This window comes from Pontibacter beigongshangensis (genome assembly GCF_014332515.1).
Classification (GTDB): domain Bacteria; phylum Bacteroidota; class Bacteroidia; order Cytophagales; family Hymenobacteraceae; genus Pontibacter; species Pontibacter beigongshangensis.
The window spans coordinates 42646-63016 of the sequence record NZ_VFSD01000026.1 but is presented as its reverse complement, the minus strand read 5'-3'; the positions used below and the strand labels follow the sequence as shown (position 1 = coordinate 63016).

Genomic DNA, 20371 nt, shown 5'->3' with positions numbered 1-20371 from the left:
GCCCCTCCGGAGCTTTCTGCTGCTGCACCTCCTTACGGGTTCCAGCTTCCTGACTTTCTAACCTATCTCTCTAACTTAAAACAGCTTCAGCACATACTGCAGCAGGTTAATGTTCAGGTAGAGCAGTGTGAGGGCTACAATCACGCCTACCAACACACTCGCATAGGGGGCGTCCTGCTCGCGCACTTGTTTCACGCCCCAGTAAATATAGGCTCCTACGGCCAAGGTCGCATAAGCCAGCAGCAGGATTTGTACCCCCACCAGCACTTGCAATGAGGCGATGCGCCAGAAGTAGTTAATGCCCAGCCAGACCACATGCAGTAGCCAGACCAGCAGGAGCACAAAAATACTGCGGTTGTTCGAGCTGAGCCCGAGCCGGGTCAGCATCCTGCCTATGGAGCCAGTTGCCATCAGCTCAGCCTAAAGCTGCACACCAAATCGTTTACCAAGCTCTTCCAGGTCCTGCTTCACAGGCCCCAACAGCGGAATACCTTTCTTAAGCCGGATAGCGGTTATTTCGCGTTCCGGGTCTCCGGGGATCAGCACGGCTTTCTGGCCCTTCTTTACTTTCGCGTTTCGGAAAGTGGTGATCCAGTTGTCCATGTGCTCCTTGAACTCAGTTGCAGGGCGGAATGCGTCTATCCGCATGGCACCCATGAAATGCCCGATTCCCAACCCCACCAGGTTATCGGCCACCGGCAGGAAGCTTACGAAAGGCGGCACCCACGGCCCGTAGTTAGCCCCTGACAGCACGGCCGAGAAAATATCGACCACCGACGAGAGGGCATAGCCTTTGTGACTGCCATGTACCCTGTCGCTGCCAAGAGGCAGCAGAGCGCCCCCTTCTTTCAGGGCATGTGCATCCCGGGTGCCTTCGCCGGTGCTTGTCTGAATCCAGCCGGTAGGGGCTTTCTTTTCTTTGCGTTGAAGAATTTCCAGCTTGCCATTGGCAGCGGCCGCTGTGGCCAGGTCGGCTACAAAGGGCGGTTGTTGCTGAGTTGGTATGGCCACGGCAATGGGGTTGGTGCCCAGCATGCGCTCCGTAGAGAAAGTAGGGGCCACCAGCGGCGAGGCATTCGTCATGGAGATGCCGATCATGTCGTGGGCAAGGGCCTGCATGGCATGGTAACCGGCGATGCCGTAGTGGTTCGAGTTCCGTACCGACACCCAGCCCGTACCCACCTTATCTGCTTTGGCAATGGCGATGTCCATGGCGCGCGGCGCCACCACCAGCCCTAGTCCTGCGTCACCGTCTACGGTGGCGGTGCTGGGGGTTTCGTGCACAATCCGGATGTCTGGCTTTACGTTGATGCGGCCCGCCTCCCACAGCCGTACGTAACCGCTAAGCCGGGCCACGCCATGCGAGTCCACACCTCGCAGATCGGCTTCTAAAAGTACTTCCGTGGCCAGCTTGGCATCTTCCGGGGGGCAACCCATCCGTGTAAATATTTCCTGGGTAAAATCGAATAATTGTCGGTATGAGAACATAGCGTATGGTTCGGTGCATTTCAGATCGCAAATTAAGAATTATTTACACCTATCCTGCAGGAGCAGCCATATCTTCGGTTTGGTCGACAGAAATTGCCTGTTCCTCTAAAAGAATCTGCTTTTTTCTATACTTTCGGCTTCTGATAATACTGTGGAACAGATTTTGTCTATCCTAGTTGTGTAAGTGCCAATAAATCCTGTTAAAAGCAACACGCGAAGAGGTGGCATGAGGAGTCTCTGGAGGGGCTTTTTCATTCGAATAATTTCTCCTTTTTACCATAATATTTAAGTAAATTGTATATAGTTGATTAACGTCTACCACCATGAAACAAACGCTACTCCTGACCTGGCTACTGCTGACTGCGGCGCTGCTGCAGGCACAGACCAAGCTGGCATTTGAGGAAACACTGCCAGAAGCCTATCTCATAAAAAAAGGAACCAGCGGCACTCCCAGCCAGAACAATATCAACAGCATTATTAATCTGCTTCAGGGCAACATGGCTACCCAGCGTGGCGGCAGGCCAAACCGTGTGCCTGAGTTTGTGGTGCGTTTCAGTCAGCAGGCCCGCATTGCCGACCTGGGCGACAAGCTACAGCTAAAGGTGATGCTCCATAAGTTCTCGGTAACAGGAGATGTGCTTTACAAAGGCTTTGATATTGGCGAGGTGCTGTACCCCGAGCGGCTTACTTACAAAATAAAGCTTCTGCAGGGGCAGCAGGTGCTGAAAACCTATACCGAGACAGTGACTTGGGGCAAAGCAGAGCTTGTGCTGCTGGACGTTACCGTGCCCGACACGACAGCAGGTGCCAGATACAGGCTGGTGGTGGAAGAAAAGGAGCTGCAATACACCGGCACCAGCCTGAACCGTGTGCAGGAGCACCTGAACCTGATCCGGGATTACTATGCCGCGGACCTCACCATAAATACAGCACTGCAAAATGTAAGTCGCATTCAGCCAAACGATGTGGACCGGATTATGCAGCACGACCGCAACCTGCGGGAAATGGAAGACCAGTTTGCCAACCTGAGAGCGGCTCCGTTCCACAAAAGACTTAACCTGAAAAAGACCGACCCGCAAGGCCTGAGCACCCGCCTGAACCAACTGGAGCAGCAACTACAGGAGCGACGAAAAGCCATCACCTTCGCCATTTCTACCCTCGATCAGCAATTCTATAACCGGGGAGCGAGCCTGCTGGCGGGCGGCAACAGGCGAGCAGCGCAGGAATATTTTCTGAAGTCGGTGGAGGTGAACCGCAACTTTGCGCCTTCACACCTGGAACTGGCCCGCATCGATTTTATGAACGGCTACATCAGCGAAGCCACTTCCAGAACCAGAGACCTGCTGACGCAGATGCGCATAGACCCGCAGACACAGCAACTCGCGCTCGGCCTTGCCCACGATATCTACAGCACTTACATAAACGAAGGCAACCAACTCACCAGCCGCGGCGACTACCACCATGCCATGGCTGCCTTTGGCGAGGCCCGCGCCATGTGCAGTACCATCGGGGGCCTGCGCTGCAACCTGCCTGCACTAAACGATGGCGAAGGGCGGGCCGTGTACGGTGCCTACAGAAGCATAATAGACGAAGGCAAACGACTGCTGGCCACTAATAACTTAACCGGTGCAGAGCGTGTGGCCGGAGAAGCGCTGGCCTTCCAGAAGCAACACGATTTTGTGCTGCACGAGGCCCAGGAGGCACCACAACTGATGAGTCAGGTGAAATACCAGTACTATGTGCAGTACATCGACAAAGGTAAGATGTACCTCAGCGAGCGTAATTACGGCACCGCCCTCAGCCAGTTTGAGGCGGCCTTGGAAATGGAACGAAGCTATGGCTTTCAGCGGGTGCCGGAACTGGGGCAACTGGCGCAGCGGGCGGCAAAGCCCGTGTTGCTGGCCAACCTGAGCCAAGGTTATGAGCAAGCCATGAACAACCGGCTCAGCGATGCCCGCGCCATGGCTTCAGCAGCCGTTGCCATGCAATCGCGCTATGCGTTGGAGCACGATACAGAGGTGCAGAGCAAGTACAACCAGCTACGCGACCGCATTTCTACACAAGAATGCTTAAACAACCAGGCAGCTTACGATGGGCACTTACAGCAGGCCAAAGAACTGGTTCGGGAGAAAAAGTACCTGGCCGCTGATCAGGCTTATGCGGCTGCCATCAGCGTGGCAGAAAGAAACGCTACCTGCAGCATTCCCACCTTTACAGCCACCTATGGCCGTGAGGAGATTGCTGCTGCGGTCACTTACCAGCACATGCTCGACGATATCAACCGCTTTGTAGGCAGCAGCAGGTACACCGAAGCCATTCAGCGTTATAACGAGGCAGAGAAGTACTACCTGGGCCATGAGATCAACCGATTTGGCCTGAACCACATCTCGCTTTATAACTTCGCCAGAAACAATACAAAACAGCCTTTTACAGCTACCGTTGCCAATTACTTCGCTTCAAGGGGAGATGAAGCCATTGCCATTCAGTTGCTGACAACCCTTCTGGACAAAGGCTACGGTACAGGCAAGACCAAAAAACTGCAGCAGCAGCTTGGCCTGCAGCTGGCGCAGAAGGATGTGCAGCTGGGCGTGCAGGAAAATCCCAAACTGACAGCCGCACAGCATACCCTGAACCACAAAAAGCTGAAGCAACTGGCCAAGTCCTACGAAAAGGAGCGGAAGCGGCTGGGGAAGAGTTAATTTTTGAATGAGAGAATGAATGGATGAGTGAATATTCTTTCTTCACTCATCCATTCATTCAAAATTGTCTGAATCAAAATTTACAGAATTTTAGAATGTGCAGCATAATATGCTGGTTGTGCAGCGGCATCACCAGGAGTATAGGGAGCTTTTAGAGGCTGTTTTTATTTAAATAATTTGCTGACAGCAGGATAAGCAGGAGTATTTTAAATTTTTTGTGGTTCTGAAACTTCCAGCATTCTGGCCAATTCTTGGGGCAGGGGCCCTATAAAGATTCAGCCAATTATTCCAATCAAAAACGCCCTCCTAAAGCTCTTTTAGCAGTTGCTGCAGCACTCCTTCCTTTAGTGCGTAGGCCGAAACACGGATTTCCTGTAGCTGATACTGCTGCAGCACAAAATCAACGACAATGCTTGCCAGCACAATCATGTCCACCCGCATCTCCAGCATGCCCGGAATCGCGAGTCGTTCGTCGTGGTTTTTGGTCAGGAGTTCGTGGTAGATTTCGTAAAATGCCTGCCGCGTCAACAAAGTGGCGGGTGGGGGAGAGGCCTCCTGGCGGGAAAAGTTGCTCTGCCGGAAGGCATCGATATCGCAAAGGGTGTCGAAGGTGCCGGAAGAGCCGACTAACACCGCGGGCTGGTGTATAGCGATGGCCTCAGAGAGTGGCCGCAGTTTTTCCTGCAGAAAAGCCTTCTCTGCTGCTATACTATTTGCCGAAATTGGGTCTTGCCGGAAGAACTGGTCCATGAGGCGCTGCGCCCCGATTTCAAAGCTCTTTTTCCAGAAAATCTCCTGCTCATTGCATAGAATAAACTCCACACTGCCACCGCCAATGTCTATAATGAGTGAGGTCGCTTCATCTAATACGCCAGCCGATCTTACACCATAGTAAATCAGTTCTGCCTCCCTGTCGCCATCTATCACCTCTACCTGAATGCCGGTCTGCTGCAGGATGTCCTGCACAAAAGCTTCGCCGTTGGCAGCGTTACGCACCATGCTGGTGGCCATGGCCCGTACCACACGCACCTGGTGCGCATCAATCTGCCTCCTGAAATCTTTTAAGGTATCTAAGGCGCGTGCATACGCAGCAGGGGCAATGGCTCCGCTGCTGATGCCACCCTGACCCAGGCGCACGGGCAGTTTCGTTTTCACGAGGTCCTGCAGCGCGCCATCTGCCCCCAACTCAGTTATCTGCAGGTGAAAGGTGTTGGTGCCCATGTCGATGAGCGCGATTCGGTTGGTCATTTGCAATGATAGAATGAGTGGTTGAATGAATGAGAGAATAAAGAAAGGCTAAAATCTAATATCTATCATCTACATCTAATTCAGGATTTAAACCGGAAGAAAGTCCCCAGCGGCAGCTTCCGATCGCCTTTGTCCTGCAGGTAAATTTCGCCCAGCTCTTCGTTTTTAATCTGCTCTCCAAACGTCTGGTGCATCAGGTTCTCCAGGATCAGGGCCGAGAAGCCGAGTGAGTAGAGGTTTATCAGCAGGAAATAGTCTGTTTTATCAAGCATCTGGTGGCAGAGCTTTATGAGTTCGTTCAGCTCGTCTTCCAGCTGCCACTTTTCCCCATTCGGGCCACGGCCATAGGCGGGCGGGTCCAGGATAATGCCGTTGTAGGTGTTGCCGCGCTTCACTTCGCGGCGGGCAAACTTCATGGCGTCTTCCACAATCCAGCGGATGTTGTCGAGGTTACTGGCTTCCATGTTGTCGCGGGCCCAGAAGTTAACCTGCTTTATAGAGTCGAGGTGCGTAATGTCGGCTCCGGCAGCTTTGGCGGCCAGCGAGGCTGCCCCGGTGTAGGCAAACATGTTCAGCACCTTGGGCGGCTTGGTCTGCAGGTTGCGGGTGGTGTCGTAGATAAACTGCCAGTTAGCGTCCTGCTCCGGAAACAGCCCCACGTGTTTAAACGAGGAGAGCCCCAGCCGGAAGCGCAGCTGCATGTCTTTGTACTGGTAGTTGATGTGCCATTGCTCCGGCATTCCTTTCTTCAGCTGCCACTTGCCCTTCTCGGAGCTGCCTTTGTCACGCTTAAATACAGCCTGGGCCAGGCGCTGCCACTCCTGCTCGGGCAGGTGCTTGTCCCAGATGGCCTGTGGCTCCGGGCGTGCCACATAGTAGCTGCCAAAGCGCTCCAGCTTCTCAAAATTTCCCGAATCCACTAATTCGTAATCGGGCCAGTTTTCGGATGTTAAAAAGGAATACATATCTTTGTAAATTATTTCTGTCTGTGGGCAATATTTGGTAAAAGTACTACTATTCGCTTTAACCTGAAAAAATGCACCCAACAGCTGTTTTAATTGTTTCAGATATATGGCAGTAAGCTTTTTTAAATATCAGGGTACGGGCAACGACTTTGTAATGGTCGATAACCGCAAGCATAGTTTCCCGGCAGATGATGTGCAACTGGTGAAGAACCTTTGCGACCGGCGTATGGGAGTAGGGGCAGACGGGCTGATCCTGCTGCAGGACCACTCGGCCTACGACTTCGAGATGGTGTACTACAATGCCGATGGCAGAGTAGGCTCCATGTGTGGCAACGGTGCCCGCTGCGCGGTTCGTTTTGCCAGGCATTTAGGCGTAATAGAGGATGTGGCCTGTTTTCTGGCAGCAGACGGTGAGCACCAGGCCAGCGTGGAGCGCGACCTGATTCACCTGAAAATGAACGATGTGAACGGCGTGGAGCAGATCGGCGAAGACTATTACCTGAACACGGGCTCGCCGCACTATGTGCGTTTTGTAGACGATGTGCAGGCGCTGGATGTGTTTAAAGAAGGGCAGGCTATCCGCTATAACGAACGTTTTGCCAAGGTCGGAACGAACGTGAACTTCGTGCAGCAGCTCTCAGAAAATGAGTTCTTTGTACGCACCTATGAGCGGGGCGTTGAAGACGAAACCCTATCCTGCGGTACGGGCGTAACAGCTTGCGCACTGGTGGCAGGCCTGAGAGACATAAAAGGACCCATCAAGATCAAAACGCTTGGCGGTGACTTGGAAGTGAGATTTAAGCAGGAAGGTGATAGTTTCCGTCATATATACCTTATAGGTCCTGCGAAGCAGGTATTTACCGGCGTAGCGCCACTATAGACAGCCAAAAAAGGTCCAGATCAATATGCAACTAAAGTCAGACCACATTTACCTTCGGGCGTTAGAGCCTGTTGATCTGGATTTTTTATTCGGCCTCGAAAACGACACCAGTGTGTGGCAGGTGGGTAATACCCTGATGCCGTACTCCAGGTTCGTGCTGGAGCAGTACCTCGAAAATGCCGCCCTGGATATTTTTACGGTGAAGCAGCTGCGGCTCGTTATCTGCACCTACAGCCACAAAGCAGTGGGCGCCATCGATTTGTTTGATTATGAGCCGCTGCACCAGCGGGCCGGTGTGGGAATTGTGATTTCGGGCCCTGAGCGGGGCAAAGGCTATGCTGCCGAGGCGCTACAGGTGCTGCAGTCGTATGGCAGCGAAATTCTGCAACTTCACCAGGTCTATTGTTCGGTTACAGCCGATAACCAAGCCAGCCTGCATCTGTTCCGGAAAGCAGGATTCACCGAGATAGGCCTCCGCCAACAATGGCTCCGTACCCCAACGGGCTGGCAGGATGTGGTTGATTTTCAGAAGCTGCTGTAAAAAGACACAGGATGTAGGACACAAGACACTAGACTTTATGTCTGAATCTGGATTTAAGGATGAAAGGATTAACAGGGTATGCATAGCGTCAAGGTGATGTCCTTCCCGCACATCAGGTTCTTCTCAGAATTACAACAATAGGAAAGTACTTTAATCATTGCACCTTAATTTCCAAATCAACCATTTAACAATTAAGCCATTTAACCATAAACCAGTTAGCATATCAGCACATTAAACCATTAGCACATTAAATCAAATTATTCTAATGGAAAAGACCCTCCAGAGGCTTTGCTGCTGCTGCACACGTTTCATCCTCACATCTCCAAATTTCCAAATCAAAATAGGGGTTGGAGAACTTCTGCCACATGGCTGTTTGTTACCAATATTGTCAGCATGATTTCAACCAGCTGTTAAAGAATAATATAGCCAGCAGTGCCTGTCGGAAAATCTGACAGATTTCGTTTAGAATCTCAATTTGGTATTGTTTTCGTGCTGATAGTAAGATATATCAGAAAAACACCTTATTTTTGACGATATTGCACACAAAGATATTCATTTAAATACACATACAGAATGCTTGATTTTTTCGGTAAAACCGTTGCGAAACTATTCGGAACAAAATCCGACAGAGATATAAAAGAGGTGGTGCCTTACGTAGCCAAAATTAACGAAGAGTACGCCAAGCTGGCCAGCTTAACAGATGATCAGCTCCGTCAGAAAACCGTTGAGGTAAAAGGTATCATTGATGAACGCCTTAAGCCTATTGATGATCAGATTGCCGGCCTGCATAAGCGGGTGGCCGATGAGCCGCAGCTGGATATAGTACAGAAAGAAAATATCTTCTCAGAGATTGACGAGCTGGAGAAGAAGCGCAACAAAGAGCTGGAAGTAGTGCTTCTGGAAGTGCTGCCAGCCGGCTTCGCCATCGTAAAAGAAACGGCCCGCCGCCTGAAAGAAAACCAGCAGCTGGTGGTAACCGCCACCGACATGGACCGCGAAATTGCAGCCCGCAAACCAAACGTGCAGCTAGAGGGCGACAAAGCCATCTGGGCAAACAAATGGCTGGCCGCCGGCAACGAAGTAACCTGGGACATGCTGCACTACGATGTGCAGCTGATTGGCGGTGTGGTGCTGCACCAGGGCAAGATCGCGGAGATGGCCACCGGTGAAGGTAAAACCTTGGTAGCAACCCTGCCCGCTTTCCTGAACGCCCTCGCCAAACGCGGCGTACACGTAGTAACCGTGAACGACTACCTGGCCAAACGTGACTCGGAATGGATGGCCCCTCTGTTCGAATTCCACGGCCTCACGATAGACTGCATAGACAAGCACCAGCCAAACTCTGAAGCCCGCCGCAACGCCTACCGTTCCGATATTACCTACGGCACCAACAACGAGTTCGGCTTCGACTACCTCCGCGACAACATGTCCAGGGAACCGCAGGACCTGGTGCAGCGCAAGCATCACTACGCCATGGTCGATGAGGTTGACTCCGTGTTGATCGACGACGCCCGTACGCCATTGATCATTTCTGGTCCGGTGCCTCGCGGCGATGAGCACGAGTTCTATCAGCTGAAGCCACGCATTGCCATGCTGGTGGAGGCACAGCGTAAAGTAGTGAACTCTTTCCTGACAGAAGCCAAGCGCTTGATCAAAGAAGGAAACACACAGGATGGCGGCCTTTCGCTCTTTAGAGCTTACCGTGGTCTGCCTAAGAGCAAGCCATTGATCAAGTTCCTGAGCGAGATGGGCAACCGGGCCATCATGCAGAAAGTAGAAAACCACTACCTGCAGGACAACTCCCGCATGATGCCGGAGGCCGATGAGCCCCTGTACTTCACCATCGACGAAAAGCACAACCAGATAGAACTGACCGAAAAAGGTATTGACCTGATTACAGGCCAGGGCGAAGATCCACAACTGTTCATTCTGCCAGATATTGGCATGGAGATCGCCAACATCGAAAACAACAAATCCCTGACCGAAGAAGAGCAGCTGCATGCCAAAGAAAAGCTAATTGCCGACTTTCAGGAGAAAACAAAGCGTGTACACACCATCAACCAGTTACTGAAGGCTTACACGCTGTTCGAGAAGGATACCGAATATATTGTAACACCAGACCACAAAGTGAAAATTGTGGATGAGCAGACGGGGCGTGTCATGGAAGGTCGTCGTTACTCCGATGGGCTGCACCAGGCCATAGAGGCGAAAGAGAACGTGAAGGTAGAGGATGCCACCCAGACCTACGCCACCGTTACGCTGCAGAACTATTTCAGGATGTACCACAAACTAGCCGGCATGACCGGTACTGCCGAAACAGAGGCAGGTGAGTTCTGGGACATTTACAAATTGGATGTAGTCGTAATCCCTACCAACCGCCCGATTTCCCGGAAAGATGAGCACGACAAGGTGTACAAAACCACCCGTGAGAAATACAATGCCGTAGCCGATGAAATTGTAGAGCTGACTGAGAAAGGCCGCCCAGTTTTGGTGGGAACCACTTCGGTAGAGATTTCGGAGCTATTGAGCCGTATGCTCACGCTGCGCAAGATCAAGCACCAGGTACTAAACGCCAAGATGCACCAGAAAGAGGCTGAAATTGTGGCAGAAGCAGGTAAGCCTGGCACCGTGACCATTGCTACTAACATGGCTGGTCGTGGTACCGACATTAAGCTGGCACCAGAATCTAAGGCTGCTGGTGGTTTGGCCATTGTGGGCACAGAGCGCCACGAGTCCCGCCGTGTAGACCGCCAGTTGCGTGGTCGTGCCGGCCGTCAGGGGGACCCTGGTACCTCGCAGTTCTTTGTGAGCCTGGAAGACAACCTGATGCGCCTTTTCGGCTCCGACCGGATAGCCCGACTTATGGACCGCATGGGGTTGGAAGAAGGAGAGGTTATTCAGCACTCCATGATCACCAACTCGATTGAGCGGGCCCAGAAGAAAGTAGAAGAGAACAACTTCGGGCAGCGCAAGCGCCTGCTGGAGTACGACGACGTGATGAACGCACAGCGTGAGGTGGTGTACAAACGCCGAAGAAACGCCCTGTATGGCGAGCGTCTGGAGCTGGACATCTGGAACATGATCTATGATATCAGCGAAGACCTGGTGGTGAACTTCAAAAACACAATCGACTACGAAAACTTCTCCCTGAGCATTATCCGCATATTTGGCTACAACACCGCCATTACCGAGGATGACTTTAAAGCAACGCAGGCCAATAAGTTGGCCGAGCGCCTCTATAACGAGGCCCTGAGCCACTACCGCACCAGAAACAAGCAGATAGCGGAGCAGGCCTACCCGATCATCGCCGACATACACCAGAACCGTGGGCCTATGATCGAGAACGTAGCCGTGCCGTTCACCGATGGCAAGCGCCAGCTGGCCGCCGTGGCCAACCTGACCAAAACGTATGAGTCGCATGGCTCAGAGCTGATCCGCGCCATGGAGAAGATCATTACGCTGGGCACCATAGACCAGGCCTGGACAGACCACCTGCGCCAGATGGATGACCTGAAGCAGTCGGTGCAGAACGCGGTGTACGAGCAGAAAGACCCGCTGTTGATTTACAAGTTCGAGTCGTTTGAGCTGTTTAAGCGCATGATCGGCAAGGTGAACGAAGAGACTATTTCGTTCCTGTTCCACGCTTTTATTCCGATTCAGGCACCAGAGCAGGTACAGACGCCACGTACTCCTCCTAAACCTAAAGCACCGGTGCTGCAAGAGCAAAAGCAGGAAGTGCACTCATCTTTAGAAGGCAGCGACGGCTCTACCTCTATGCCAGCCCCTGAGCCGCAAAAAGTAATGCCCGCACACTCACAAAAAGTGGCCGGCCGCAACGACCGCGTAAGCGTGCAGTACCGAGATGGCCGCGTTGTGAAAGACGTAAAGTTCAAAACAGTGGAGCAGGACCTGCTGAGCAACCGCTGCGTGATTATAGACGAGGAATAAATAATCCATTGCCAGAAAGCCACTATGCCTTTGGGTGTAGTGGCTTTTTTGTTTATTGGGGTGGTGTGGGTTAGTACAAATCTCGAATACAAGATTTGATTTGAGGATGATTGAACCTCTGTGGCTACTAAATTTCCTTCTCACAAATTATCCCAATAAAAACACCCCTCCTGACCATTCTGCTCCTGCTGCACAATGCACCTCCTAAACTTTCAGGATTGAAATTTACCCCTTACTTTTACTCTTGGTTTTCCCTTTACCTGATTTGCATAGTCCGAGAAGCCGGCACAACCATCTGAACAGGTATAGCAAAAGCCAGAAGGCCAAAATCATTAGAATAATTTACAGATACCCATGTCCGGATCAGATTTAGCCCCTTACATCGACCACACGCTACTGCGCGCCGATGCAACTGACGTACAGGTGCGGCAGCTCTGCGACGAGGCCAGCCAGCATGGTTTTGCCGCTGTGTGCGTGGCACCCTGCTATGTGCAGTTGGCCAAGGAGCAGCTTGGCACAGGCTCGTCAGTTAAGATAGCCACCGTGGTAGGTTTCCCGCTGGGGTACCAGCACCACAAAGTCAAGTTTCTGGAAACACATCAGGCCATTGCCGATGGTACCAATGAGATAGACGTGGTCATGAACGTGTCGGCCTTCAAATCGGGCAGGTACGAAGAGGTGGAAAGTGAACTAGGCGACCTGACCCGGTTCTGTCACCTGCGGGAAGGAATCGTGAAAGTGATCATCGAGACGGCGCTTCTTTCAGAAGAGGAGATCGTGAAGGCTTGCCAACTCTGTGCAGCAGCTGGTGTGGACTATGTAAAGACATCCACAGGGTTTGCATCAGGAGGAGCCACCGTAGCAGATATTGAGCTGATGCGACGCTCCCTGCCGCCACACATCAAGATAAAGGCATCTGGCGGCATCAAAACATTTACCGATGCCCAAGCGTTAGTCAAGGCAGGAGCCGACCGCATAGGATGCTCTGCCAGTATACAGATTATAGAAAATGAACAAAGTAAGTAACCTGCTGTTCGCGCTGCTCTTTTTGCTACTGTCGGCATGTGGAGCCAGTTCCCGTACCAGCACCAGCGACGCCGGCAAAGCCACCGGCAAAACCAGAGTAGCAGAAGACCTGAGCGTGTTCAGGCCGAGCTATCCAGCTGTAGATGAGGCTGGTGGAGCCGCTGCAGCACCTGTAACGCCAACAAACCACGCCAACGCCAGAGTAGCCGCCCTCATGGATACGGTAGCCAGCGTAAACAGAAACGTGAAGTACGCACAGGGATTCCGGATTCTGGCCTACAACGGCTCTGAGCGGCAAACAGTCATGGACCTGCGGAAGGCGATTATTGCCAGGGTGCCCGAAGAAAAAGATTACCTGACGTACCAGCAGCCAAATTTCCGTTTAAAAATCGGCGATTATTTCTCCCGGATAGAGGCGCAGCAAGTGCTGAACCGGATCAGGGATTTGCTCCCGAATGCACAAATCGTTACGGACCAGATCAACATCGACAAATAGGCAACCAGGCCATGGTGCCGACCCGGAAAGTCTGAAAAACGTTGTGCTTTATCGTCTTGATAACACAACGTTTTTTATTTTTTTATGCCAGGTAATGCAGGAGCAGAACCGGGAGCACCGGAAGTAGATTTACATGTATGTGGAGAACTATACGCACATCCAGGAAAATAAGGCTAGGCAGAAAGCATAGCAAGCCTCTGGAGGGCCTTTTTCATTCGAATAATTGCTCCCTACAGCCAAGCACTTACTTGAAGGTACTGAGTACACCGTCAAACTTTATTTGCTAGGATTTCTTAAAGTCTATGCTTTTGCTATTACTTCTGAAGTCCTTTGTCATTATTTCTAATTTTTAATTTTTAATTTGGCGAAGCACTAGTGCACGTAAAACCTAATTGAACCATGCCCTTATTATTAGATAAAGTAAAGAACCTTGCCCAGGCCTTTGCGCCTGATACGGTAAGTCTGCGCCGTCACCTGCACGCGAATCCGGAGCTTTCGTTTCAGGAGCACAACACGGCCACATTTGTGGAGCAGACGCTGAAAAGTTATGGCTTAGCGCCAACCCGCATGGCAGAAACCGGTGTGGTGGCTGTAATAGAAGGCAGAAATCCTTCCAGAAAAACCATAGCGCTACGTGCCGACCTCGATGCCCTACCGATAGTGGAGCAGAACGAGGTGACGTACAAATCAATGAACGAAGGCGTGATGCATGCCTGCGGCCACGATGTGCATACCTCTTCCCTGCTCGGGGTGGCACGCATCCTGCAGGAACTGCGTGGAGAGTTCGAGGGCACCGTAAAACTTATTTTCCAGCCAGGCGAAGAAAAATTCCCGGGTGGCGCCTCTGTCATGATCAAAGAGGGTGTGCTGCAGCAGCCGGCACCGGAAAGCATTATTGGGCAGCACGTGTTCCCGATGCTGGCGGCCGGTAAAGTAGGTTTCCGTTCCGGCATGTACATGGCCAGTGCCGACGAAATTTACATTACCGTAAAAGGCAAGGGCGGCCACGCGGCCATGCCAGAGCAGAACATAGACACCGTGCTGATGTCGGCGCACCTGATTGTGGCGCTGCAGCAGATCGTGAGCCGCCATGCCAGCCCAAAAACCCCGTCGGTGCTCTCGTTCGGCAAAGTAGAGGCCATGGGGGCCACCAATGTTATTCCAAACGAGGTTAAGATACAAGGCACCTTCCGAACCATGGACGAGGCGTGGCGGAAAGAGGCGCACAAACGAATAAAAAAGCTGGCCGAAGGACTTTGTGAAAGCATGGGCGGCAGCTGCGACATCGACATAAAAAACGGTTACCCATACCTGAAAAATGACCCGGCACTCACAGCACGTGCCCGAGAGGCTGCTGAAGCTTTTCTAGGAGTAGATAACGTGGTAGACCTGGACCTGTGGATGGGGGCAGAGGATTTTGCATACTACTCACAGGAAGTGGCTGCCTGCTTCTATCGCCTCGGCACCCGCAGCGAGGAGCGTGGCATCACCTCATCGGTACACACGCCCACCTTCGATATTGCCGAAGAAGCCCTGGAAACCAGTATTGGGCTGATGGCCTGGCTGGCCATGCAGGAGCTGCAGCCACAATAGCAAAAAGTGTTTTGATCTGAAAAAGAAAGCTTCTTGAGAACGACTGAGGTTTTGGAGTATCATCTGTCCACAGGCTTGCTGGGCCGCAGGCGCACCTTGCGCCTGACTCCGGAGTACCTGGAGTATGAGGGCAGTAACCAGAAGTCAGACCTTCTCACCAGAATAGATAAAAAGCGTATCGCAGACATCCGGTTCGACATGAACTGGATTATCTGGTACCGCTTTTACGTGGGCTGCCACTTTAAAATCGACATCAGAACTACCGACGATAACGTGCTGAAGGTCAGGTTCAGGAGCTACTCCGGGCAGAACACCAACTATCTCAAGGCCTACCAGGATATAACAGATTTTATGCACGAGCATTTTCTGGTAGATAAGGTAGAGCAGCTTCTTTACCAGATCCAGACGGGGCAGGTCGTCATACTGCAGGATGCAAAGTTAAGTAAGCATGGCATAAATCTGTTTCCGGAGGAGCCACTGATGCCTTGGGAGGAGGTGCGCGTAAAATTGTACCCCAGCTTCTATGTAATTTACAGAGAAGGGCAACCCGAAGTGCATAAGCAGATTTTCTATTATGACTGGCAGAGCGAACTATTGTTAAGTGTTACAGAAAGTATTATAGAGGCAGGAGAAGAAGGACCGGAAGCAACATGAGAAAACTACTATATGCCTTGATGCTGAGTATGGCTCCGGCCTTGGTATTAGCGCAAAGCAAAGTTACCGGTGCGGCTGCAATCTGGCCGGAGTGGCAGGTAAGCTATGGTGTAGGCGAAGCAGGTATTCTGTTCTTCCAGAACCAGTACCGCATCAACACCGATTCGCGCTTCAACGACCTGGCTGCTACCGGACCTCTCAGCAGCTTTGAGCGGGTGCAGCTGGCACTTGGCTATGAGCATACTTTTACCGACCATTGGCGTGGCGGCGCAATGTTTCGGTACGCCATCGAGAACTTCCCCAAAACAAAATTTTACGGTGCTTTCCTGAGGCACAACGGCCGTATTGGCAGCCTTTACTTCAACAAGCAGGGGCTTTTTGAGTATGTGGCGCAGGAGCAGCAGGATGCTTCCGGCCGGTATTCCTTTCTGGCGGAACTGGGAAAGCGGATCCCGGCAGGCAAAAAATTCCTGACTCCGGCCCTCTCTTACGAACTACTGCTTCAGACTGAGTTCGGGAAAGGAGCGACAGGCACCGAAGAGAGGACCATAGACAGAACCTGGCTACAGCTTAGCCTTACATACGAGCTAACCCAGAACCTGCGGCTCAGGCCATACCTCATGCGACAAACCGACTACTACTATGTGCTGGTTCCGCCCATTTACGATGAAAACGATCAAATCCTGGAGAACGGCTACACGACCAAACGGAACAGGATCTCGCCTATATTTGGCTTGGAAGTGAAATATTCCTTTTCTTCTTCTGCAAACACTGCCAGTATAACATATTAAACCTCTGTCAGCCTGTAACTTAGGCAGTAAATTGAACCTTGTTTCAACATGCAAATGACATTATTTCATGATTTTATAAAATTATTGAGATGGCATGTTTTTTACTGTATAAGAAGTGTTGATAATGTTTAACAAATATTTAGAAGGAGGTAATTATGGCACTTGTAAGAAATGGTGGCTTGTATAATGATATGCCACAAACATTCAGCTCCATGTTAGATAGGTTTTTTAATGAGTCAGTAAATACAAGAACCGCTTCGGCTTTTACACCGCATGTAGATGCCTGCGAAACTGAAAAAGGCTTTGAACTGGAACTAGCTCTGCCCGGAATCCGGAAAGAAGATATCAACATCGATTTTCAGGAAGGTAAACTTACCATTTCGGGCGAGCGTAAGCTGGAAAGAAAAGAGGAAGATCGTCGCTACCACATGATTGAGACCCAGTATGGCTCTTTCACCAGAACCTTCTACCTGCCCGATAATGTCAACCCGGATCATATCCAGGCAGAGTTATCGGACGGTATACTGCAGGTTTATGTGCCAAAAGATGAGCATAAAACACTAAAACGGCAGATTAAAATAAATGCTGCTACTGACTCAAGGAGCAATCAGAAGCAGAAAAAGGTAACTGAAGTCTCAGAAAACAATAACGCTTCGAAATCATAAATCTGCTGATGCAAAAAAGGGGACAAATTTTTGGCCCCTTTTTTGTTTTAATGTTTTTACGTATTATAGAAGCATGATTGTTTTATACTACCGTATACTATAGTAGCGTTACAAGCCTGTGATATAGGCTATTATCAATATTAATAATCAATTTTAGCATTTTAAAGATATTCATGAAGACGAAACAGTTTATTGTTGGCTTAACGCTTTCTGCCATGATGGGTGGCGGTGTGGCCGTTGGCAGCTACAAGCTGCTCGAAAGTAATACCGCTGAGACCGCAGGAAAACAAGAGGAAGTGCAGTACCCGAACGTGCGCTATACCAGCAGCATGCGCAGCAGCGAGGTAGCCGTGCCGGCGGGCCTTAACTTTATTAAAGCGGCGCAGGTTTCTACCCCGGCCGTGGTACATATTAAAACAGAGTACAAAACCGCCCGTACTGCCGATCGTTACAACAGCCCTATGGAGCCTTTTCTGCGGGAGTTTTTTGGAGACGGTTTTGGCGAGCGGGCTCCCCGTTCGCCACAGATGGGTTCCGGATCAGGGGTAATCATCGCCTCCAACGGGTATATCGTTACGAACAACCACGTAATCGACAGAGCCGATAAAATAGAAGTGGTGATGGATGACAAGCGCACCTTCGAGGCAAAGCTGGTTGGGGCCGACCCTACCACAGATATTGCGCTTCTGAAGATCGAGCAAGATAAACTCCCCGTTGTGCGCTATGGCAATTCCGATGATTTGCAGATAGGCGAGTGGGTGCTGGCCGTTGGTAACCCCATGAACCTGACCTCTACCGTAACAGCAGGTATCGTAAGTGCAAAGGGCCGTAATATCAACATTCTGCGTACAAGCGCTAACAAAGACATGAGCATCGAGTCTTTTATTCAGACGGACGCAGCCGTGAACCCTGGTAACTCAGGTGGTGCCTTGGTGAACCTGAACGGTGACCTGGTAGGTATCAACACGGCCATTGCCTCGCAGACTGGTTCTTTTGCCGGTTACTCCTTTGCCGTGCCGTCGGCTATTGTGAGCAAAGTAGTAGACGATCTTCTGAAGTATGGTGAGGTGCAACGCGCCTTGCTGGGTGCCTCCATCCAGGAAATTGATGCCAGCCTGGCCAAAGAGAAAGGCCTGAAAACACTGAATGGTGTATACATTGCCGAAGTGCAGGAGAGCAGCGGTGCAAAAGAAGCCGGCCTGAAATCTGGTGACGTAATTACGGCTGTGAACGACGTGAACGTAAGCAAGTCGTCGCAACTGCTGGAGCAGGTGGCCCGCTACCGCCCTGGCGATAAGGTGAAAGTAACGTACCTGCGCGAGGGTAAAGAACGCTCTGCCAACGTTACCTTGAAAAACCTGAACAACAGCACCGAGCTGGTAAAACGCAGCACTGCTAAATCCATCACATTCGATGGGGCGAACTTTGAGCCGGTAAGTAAGCAGGAAATGACTAAACTGGGCATAGACGGTGGCGCCAAGATAACTGGTATCAACAACAGTAAATTCCGCGACACAGGTATGAAGGACGGCTTTATCATTACAAAAATTGGTGATAACATCGTGAACGTACCGGAGGATGTTGAAAAGCATCTGAAAAACTTCGATAGCGGGGTGGTGTATATAGAAGGTGTGTATCCGGACGGATTGAAAGCCTTCTACCCAATAGGTAAATAACCTAGTAACAGATGAGTATAAGAAAAAGCTTCCGCAGCCTTGTGGAAGCTTTTTCTTTTTATAGAATTGTAAAGCACGTGATCTCAAAAATTAAGGTATGAAACAGACCATAGATGCGCTCCCAATCACTAAAGCCATGACGGATGTGCTGGAGCAGTTAGGCATAAAGGAAATAAACCCGGCTTTCAGCACCGGCCTGGTATGGGGTGGCCACGAAGGCGGCAGGAAAAAGGAGATTTACTCGCCTTCAGATGGCGATCTGATCGCGTCTGTACACATGGCAGATCCGGCGGCTTATGAGCAGGTAGTAAAGCGGGCAGAGGAAGCGTTTACATTCTGGCGGAAGCAGCCAGCCCCGAAACGTGGCGAAATAGTACGCCAGATCGGAAACAAGCTCCGTGAAAACAAGGAGGCGCTGGGCAAACTGGTAAGCTACGAAATGGGCAAAATTCTGCAGGAAGGCCTGGGCGAAGTGCAGGAGATGATCGACATCTGCGACTTTGCTGTGGGGCTATCGCGGCAGCTGCATGGCTACACGATGCACTCTGAGCGCCCTGAGCACCGCATGTACGAGCAGTACCACCCGGTCGGCATTGTGGGTGTAATCTCCGCCTTTAACTTTCCGGTGGCAGTCTGGAGTTGGAACGCCATGTTGGCTGCCGTGTGCGGCGATGTGATCATCTGGAAGCCATCTGAAAAAACACCGCTCACCGCCATCGCCTGCCAGCATATCATTAAAGAAGTGCTGGCAGAAAACGAACTGCCAGAAGGTATTTTCAACCTGATTATCGGGGATGCGGAGATCGGAAGCCTGATGGCGCATGACAAGCGGATTCCGCTTGTGTCGGCTACTGGGTCTACGCGCATGGGTAAGAAGGTAGGAGAGGCTGTGGGAGCCCGCTTAGGTAAATCGCTGCTGGAGCTGGGCGGCAACAATGCCATCATCATTACAGAGCATGCCGACCTGGAAATGGCGCTGCGTGCGGTGGTGTTTGGGGCGGTAGGCACCTGTGGCCAGCGCTGCACCTCCACCCGCCGCCTCATCGTGCACGAAAAGGTATATGAGCAGGTAAAGGAACGGCTCCTGAAGATTTACCCAAGCCTGCCCATCGGTCACTCCCTGAACAACACTACCTTGGTGGGACCTATGATTGATACGGATGCCGTGCAGGCCTTTCAGAAGGCGCTGGAAGCCGTGCAGCAAGAGGGAGGCACGGTGATAACAGGAGGCGAAGTACTCTCCGGGAAGGGCTATGAAAATGGCACCTACGTGACACCGGCCATTGTAGAGGCAGAGAACCACTTCAATACGGTGCAGGAAGAAACGTTTGCTCCCATTCTGTACCTGATCCGCTACAGTGGCGATGTGGAAAATGCGATCGAACTGCAGAATGGGGTGCGGCAGGGGCTGTCTTCAGCAATCTTTTCTACCAACCTGCTAGAGACAGAAGCCTTCCTCAGCCACTGGGGCTCCGACTGCGGCATTGCCAACGTGAACATCGGCACCTCAGGTGCTGAGATAGGAGGTGCGTTTGGTGGAGAGAAAGAGACAGGCGGTGGCCGCGAGTCGGGCTCCGATGCGTGGAGAGTGTATATGCGCCGCCAGACCAACACCATTAACTTCGGCAGGCAGCTGCCTCTGGCGCAAGGCATTAAGTTCGATATTATGGATTAGTTTAATGTGCTAATTTTTTAATGTGC

Annotated in this window: 16 protein-coding genes; 12 read left to right on the top strand and 4 right to left on the bottom strand. The window is 51.4% G+C overall.

Annotated elements, in window-relative coordinates; translation table 11 throughout:
- Positions 1-75: 75 nt before the first annotated feature.
- Both FJM74_RS18875 and FJM74_RS18870 read right to left on the bottom strand, forming a co-directional pair.
- Positions 76-411: a hypothetical protein gene (locus tag FJM74_RS18875; RefSeq protein WP_187264200.1), complete on the bottom strand. Its 336-nt coding sequence runs from the start codon at positions 409-411 to the stop codon at positions 76-78.
- A 9-nt stretch (positions 412-420) separates the two neighbouring features.
- The gene (locus FJM74_RS18870) at positions 421-1488 is read right to left on the bottom strand and encodes an Ldh family oxidoreductase (RefSeq protein WP_187264199.1); all 1068 of its coding nucleotides are present in this window, start codon (positions 1486-1488) and stop codon (positions 421-423) included.
- A 323-nt stretch (positions 1489-1811) separates the two neighbouring features.
- Here FJM74_RS18870 and FJM74_RS18865 point away from each other — a divergent pair, with 323 nt between their 5' ends.
- The gene (locus FJM74_RS18865) at positions 1812-4187 is read left to right on the top strand and encodes a tetratricopeptide repeat protein (protein WP_187264198.1); all 2376 of its coding nucleotides are present in this window, start codon (positions 1812-1814) and stop codon (positions 4185-4187) included.
- Positions 4188-4493: 306 nt separating this feature from the next.
- On the opposite strand, the gene FJM74_RS18860 is transcribed toward FJM74_RS18865, so the two are convergent.
- Together FJM74_RS18860 and FJM74_RS18855 are read right to left on the bottom strand one after the other, a co-directional pair.
- Entirely contained in the window at positions 4494-5435 is a 942-nt protein-coding gene (locus FJM74_RS18860) for a Ppx/GppA phosphatase family protein (protein WP_187264197.1), read from the bottom strand.
- Positions 5436-5515: 80 nt separating this feature from the next.
- A complete protein-coding gene (locus FJM74_RS18855) occupies positions 5516-6400 on the bottom strand; it encodes a class I SAM-dependent methyltransferase (RefSeq protein WP_187264196.1) in 885 nt (294 codons plus the stop codon).
- A gap of 106 nt (positions 6401-6506) precedes the next feature.
- Between FJM74_RS18855 and dapF the strand changes: the two genes are divergently transcribed.
- From dapF to amaB, 11 genes are all read left to right on the top strand, one after another.
- A complete protein-coding gene (gene dapF, locus FJM74_RS18850; protein ID WP_187264195.1) occupies positions 6507-7280 on the top strand; it encodes a diaminopimelate epimerase in 774 nt (257 codons plus the stop codon).
- Positions 7281-7305: 25 nt separating this feature from the next.
- A complete protein-coding gene (locus tag FJM74_RS18845; RefSeq protein WP_187264194.1) occupies positions 7306-7821 on the top strand; it encodes a GNAT family N-acetyltransferase in 516 nt (171 codons plus the stop codon).
- Positions 7822-8394: 573 nt separating this feature from the next.
- On the top strand, positions 8395-11769 hold the full coding sequence (gene secA / locus FJM74_RS18840; protein WP_187264193.1) for a preprotein translocase subunit SecA: 3375 nt from the start codon (positions 8395-8397) through the stop codon (positions 11767-11769).
- A gap of 354 nt (positions 11770-12123) precedes the next feature.
- A complete protein-coding gene (gene deoC / locus FJM74_RS18835) occupies positions 12124-12795 on the top strand; it encodes a deoxyribose-phosphate aldolase (protein WP_187264192.1) in 672 nt (223 codons plus the stop codon).
- Complete coding sequence (locus tag FJM74_RS18830) at positions 12779-13291, top strand: sporulation protein (protein ID WP_187264191.1); 513 nt, start codon at positions 12779-12781, stop codon at positions 13289-13291. The genes deoC and FJM74_RS18830 overlap by 17 nt, the downstream gene beginning before the upstream one ends.
- A 399-nt stretch (positions 13292-13690) precedes the next feature.
- Entirely contained in the window at positions 13691-14884 is a 1194-nt protein-coding gene (locus tag FJM74_RS18825; RefSeq protein ID WP_187264190.1) for a M20 metallopeptidase family protein, read from the top strand.
- Between the two features lie 33 nt (positions 14885-14917).
- Positions 14918-15538 (top strand): hypothetical protein, encoded by a 621-nt coding sequence (locus FJM74_RS18820; RefSeq protein ID WP_187264189.1) that lies wholly within the window; start codon positions 14918-14920, stop codon positions 15536-15538.
- On the top strand, positions 15535-16329 hold the full coding sequence (locus FJM74_RS18815; RefSeq protein WP_187264188.1) for a porin family protein: 795 nt from the start codon (positions 15535-15537) through the stop codon (positions 16327-16329). Before FJM74_RS18820 ends, FJM74_RS18815 begins: the two co-directional genes overlap by 4 nt.
- A gap of 212 nt (positions 16330-16541) precedes the next feature.
- Positions 16542-16994, top strand: a complete 453-nt coding sequence (locus FJM74_RS18810) for an Hsp20/alpha crystallin family protein (protein WP_241739251.1) — start codon at positions 16542-16544, stop codon at positions 16992-16994.
- Positions 16995-17167: 173 nt separating this feature from the next.
- Positions 17168-18670: a Do family serine endopeptidase gene (locus FJM74_RS18805; RefSeq protein ID WP_187264186.1), complete on the top strand. Its 1503-nt coding sequence runs from the start codon at positions 17168-17170 to the stop codon at positions 18668-18670.
- 97 nt (positions 18671-18767) lie between these two features.
- Complete coding sequence (gene amaB, locus FJM74_RS18800; protein WP_187264185.1) at positions 18768-20345, top strand: L-piperidine-6-carboxylate dehydrogenase; 1578 nt, start codon at positions 18768-18770, stop codon at positions 20343-20345.
- Positions 20346-20371: the final 26 nt, after the last annotated feature.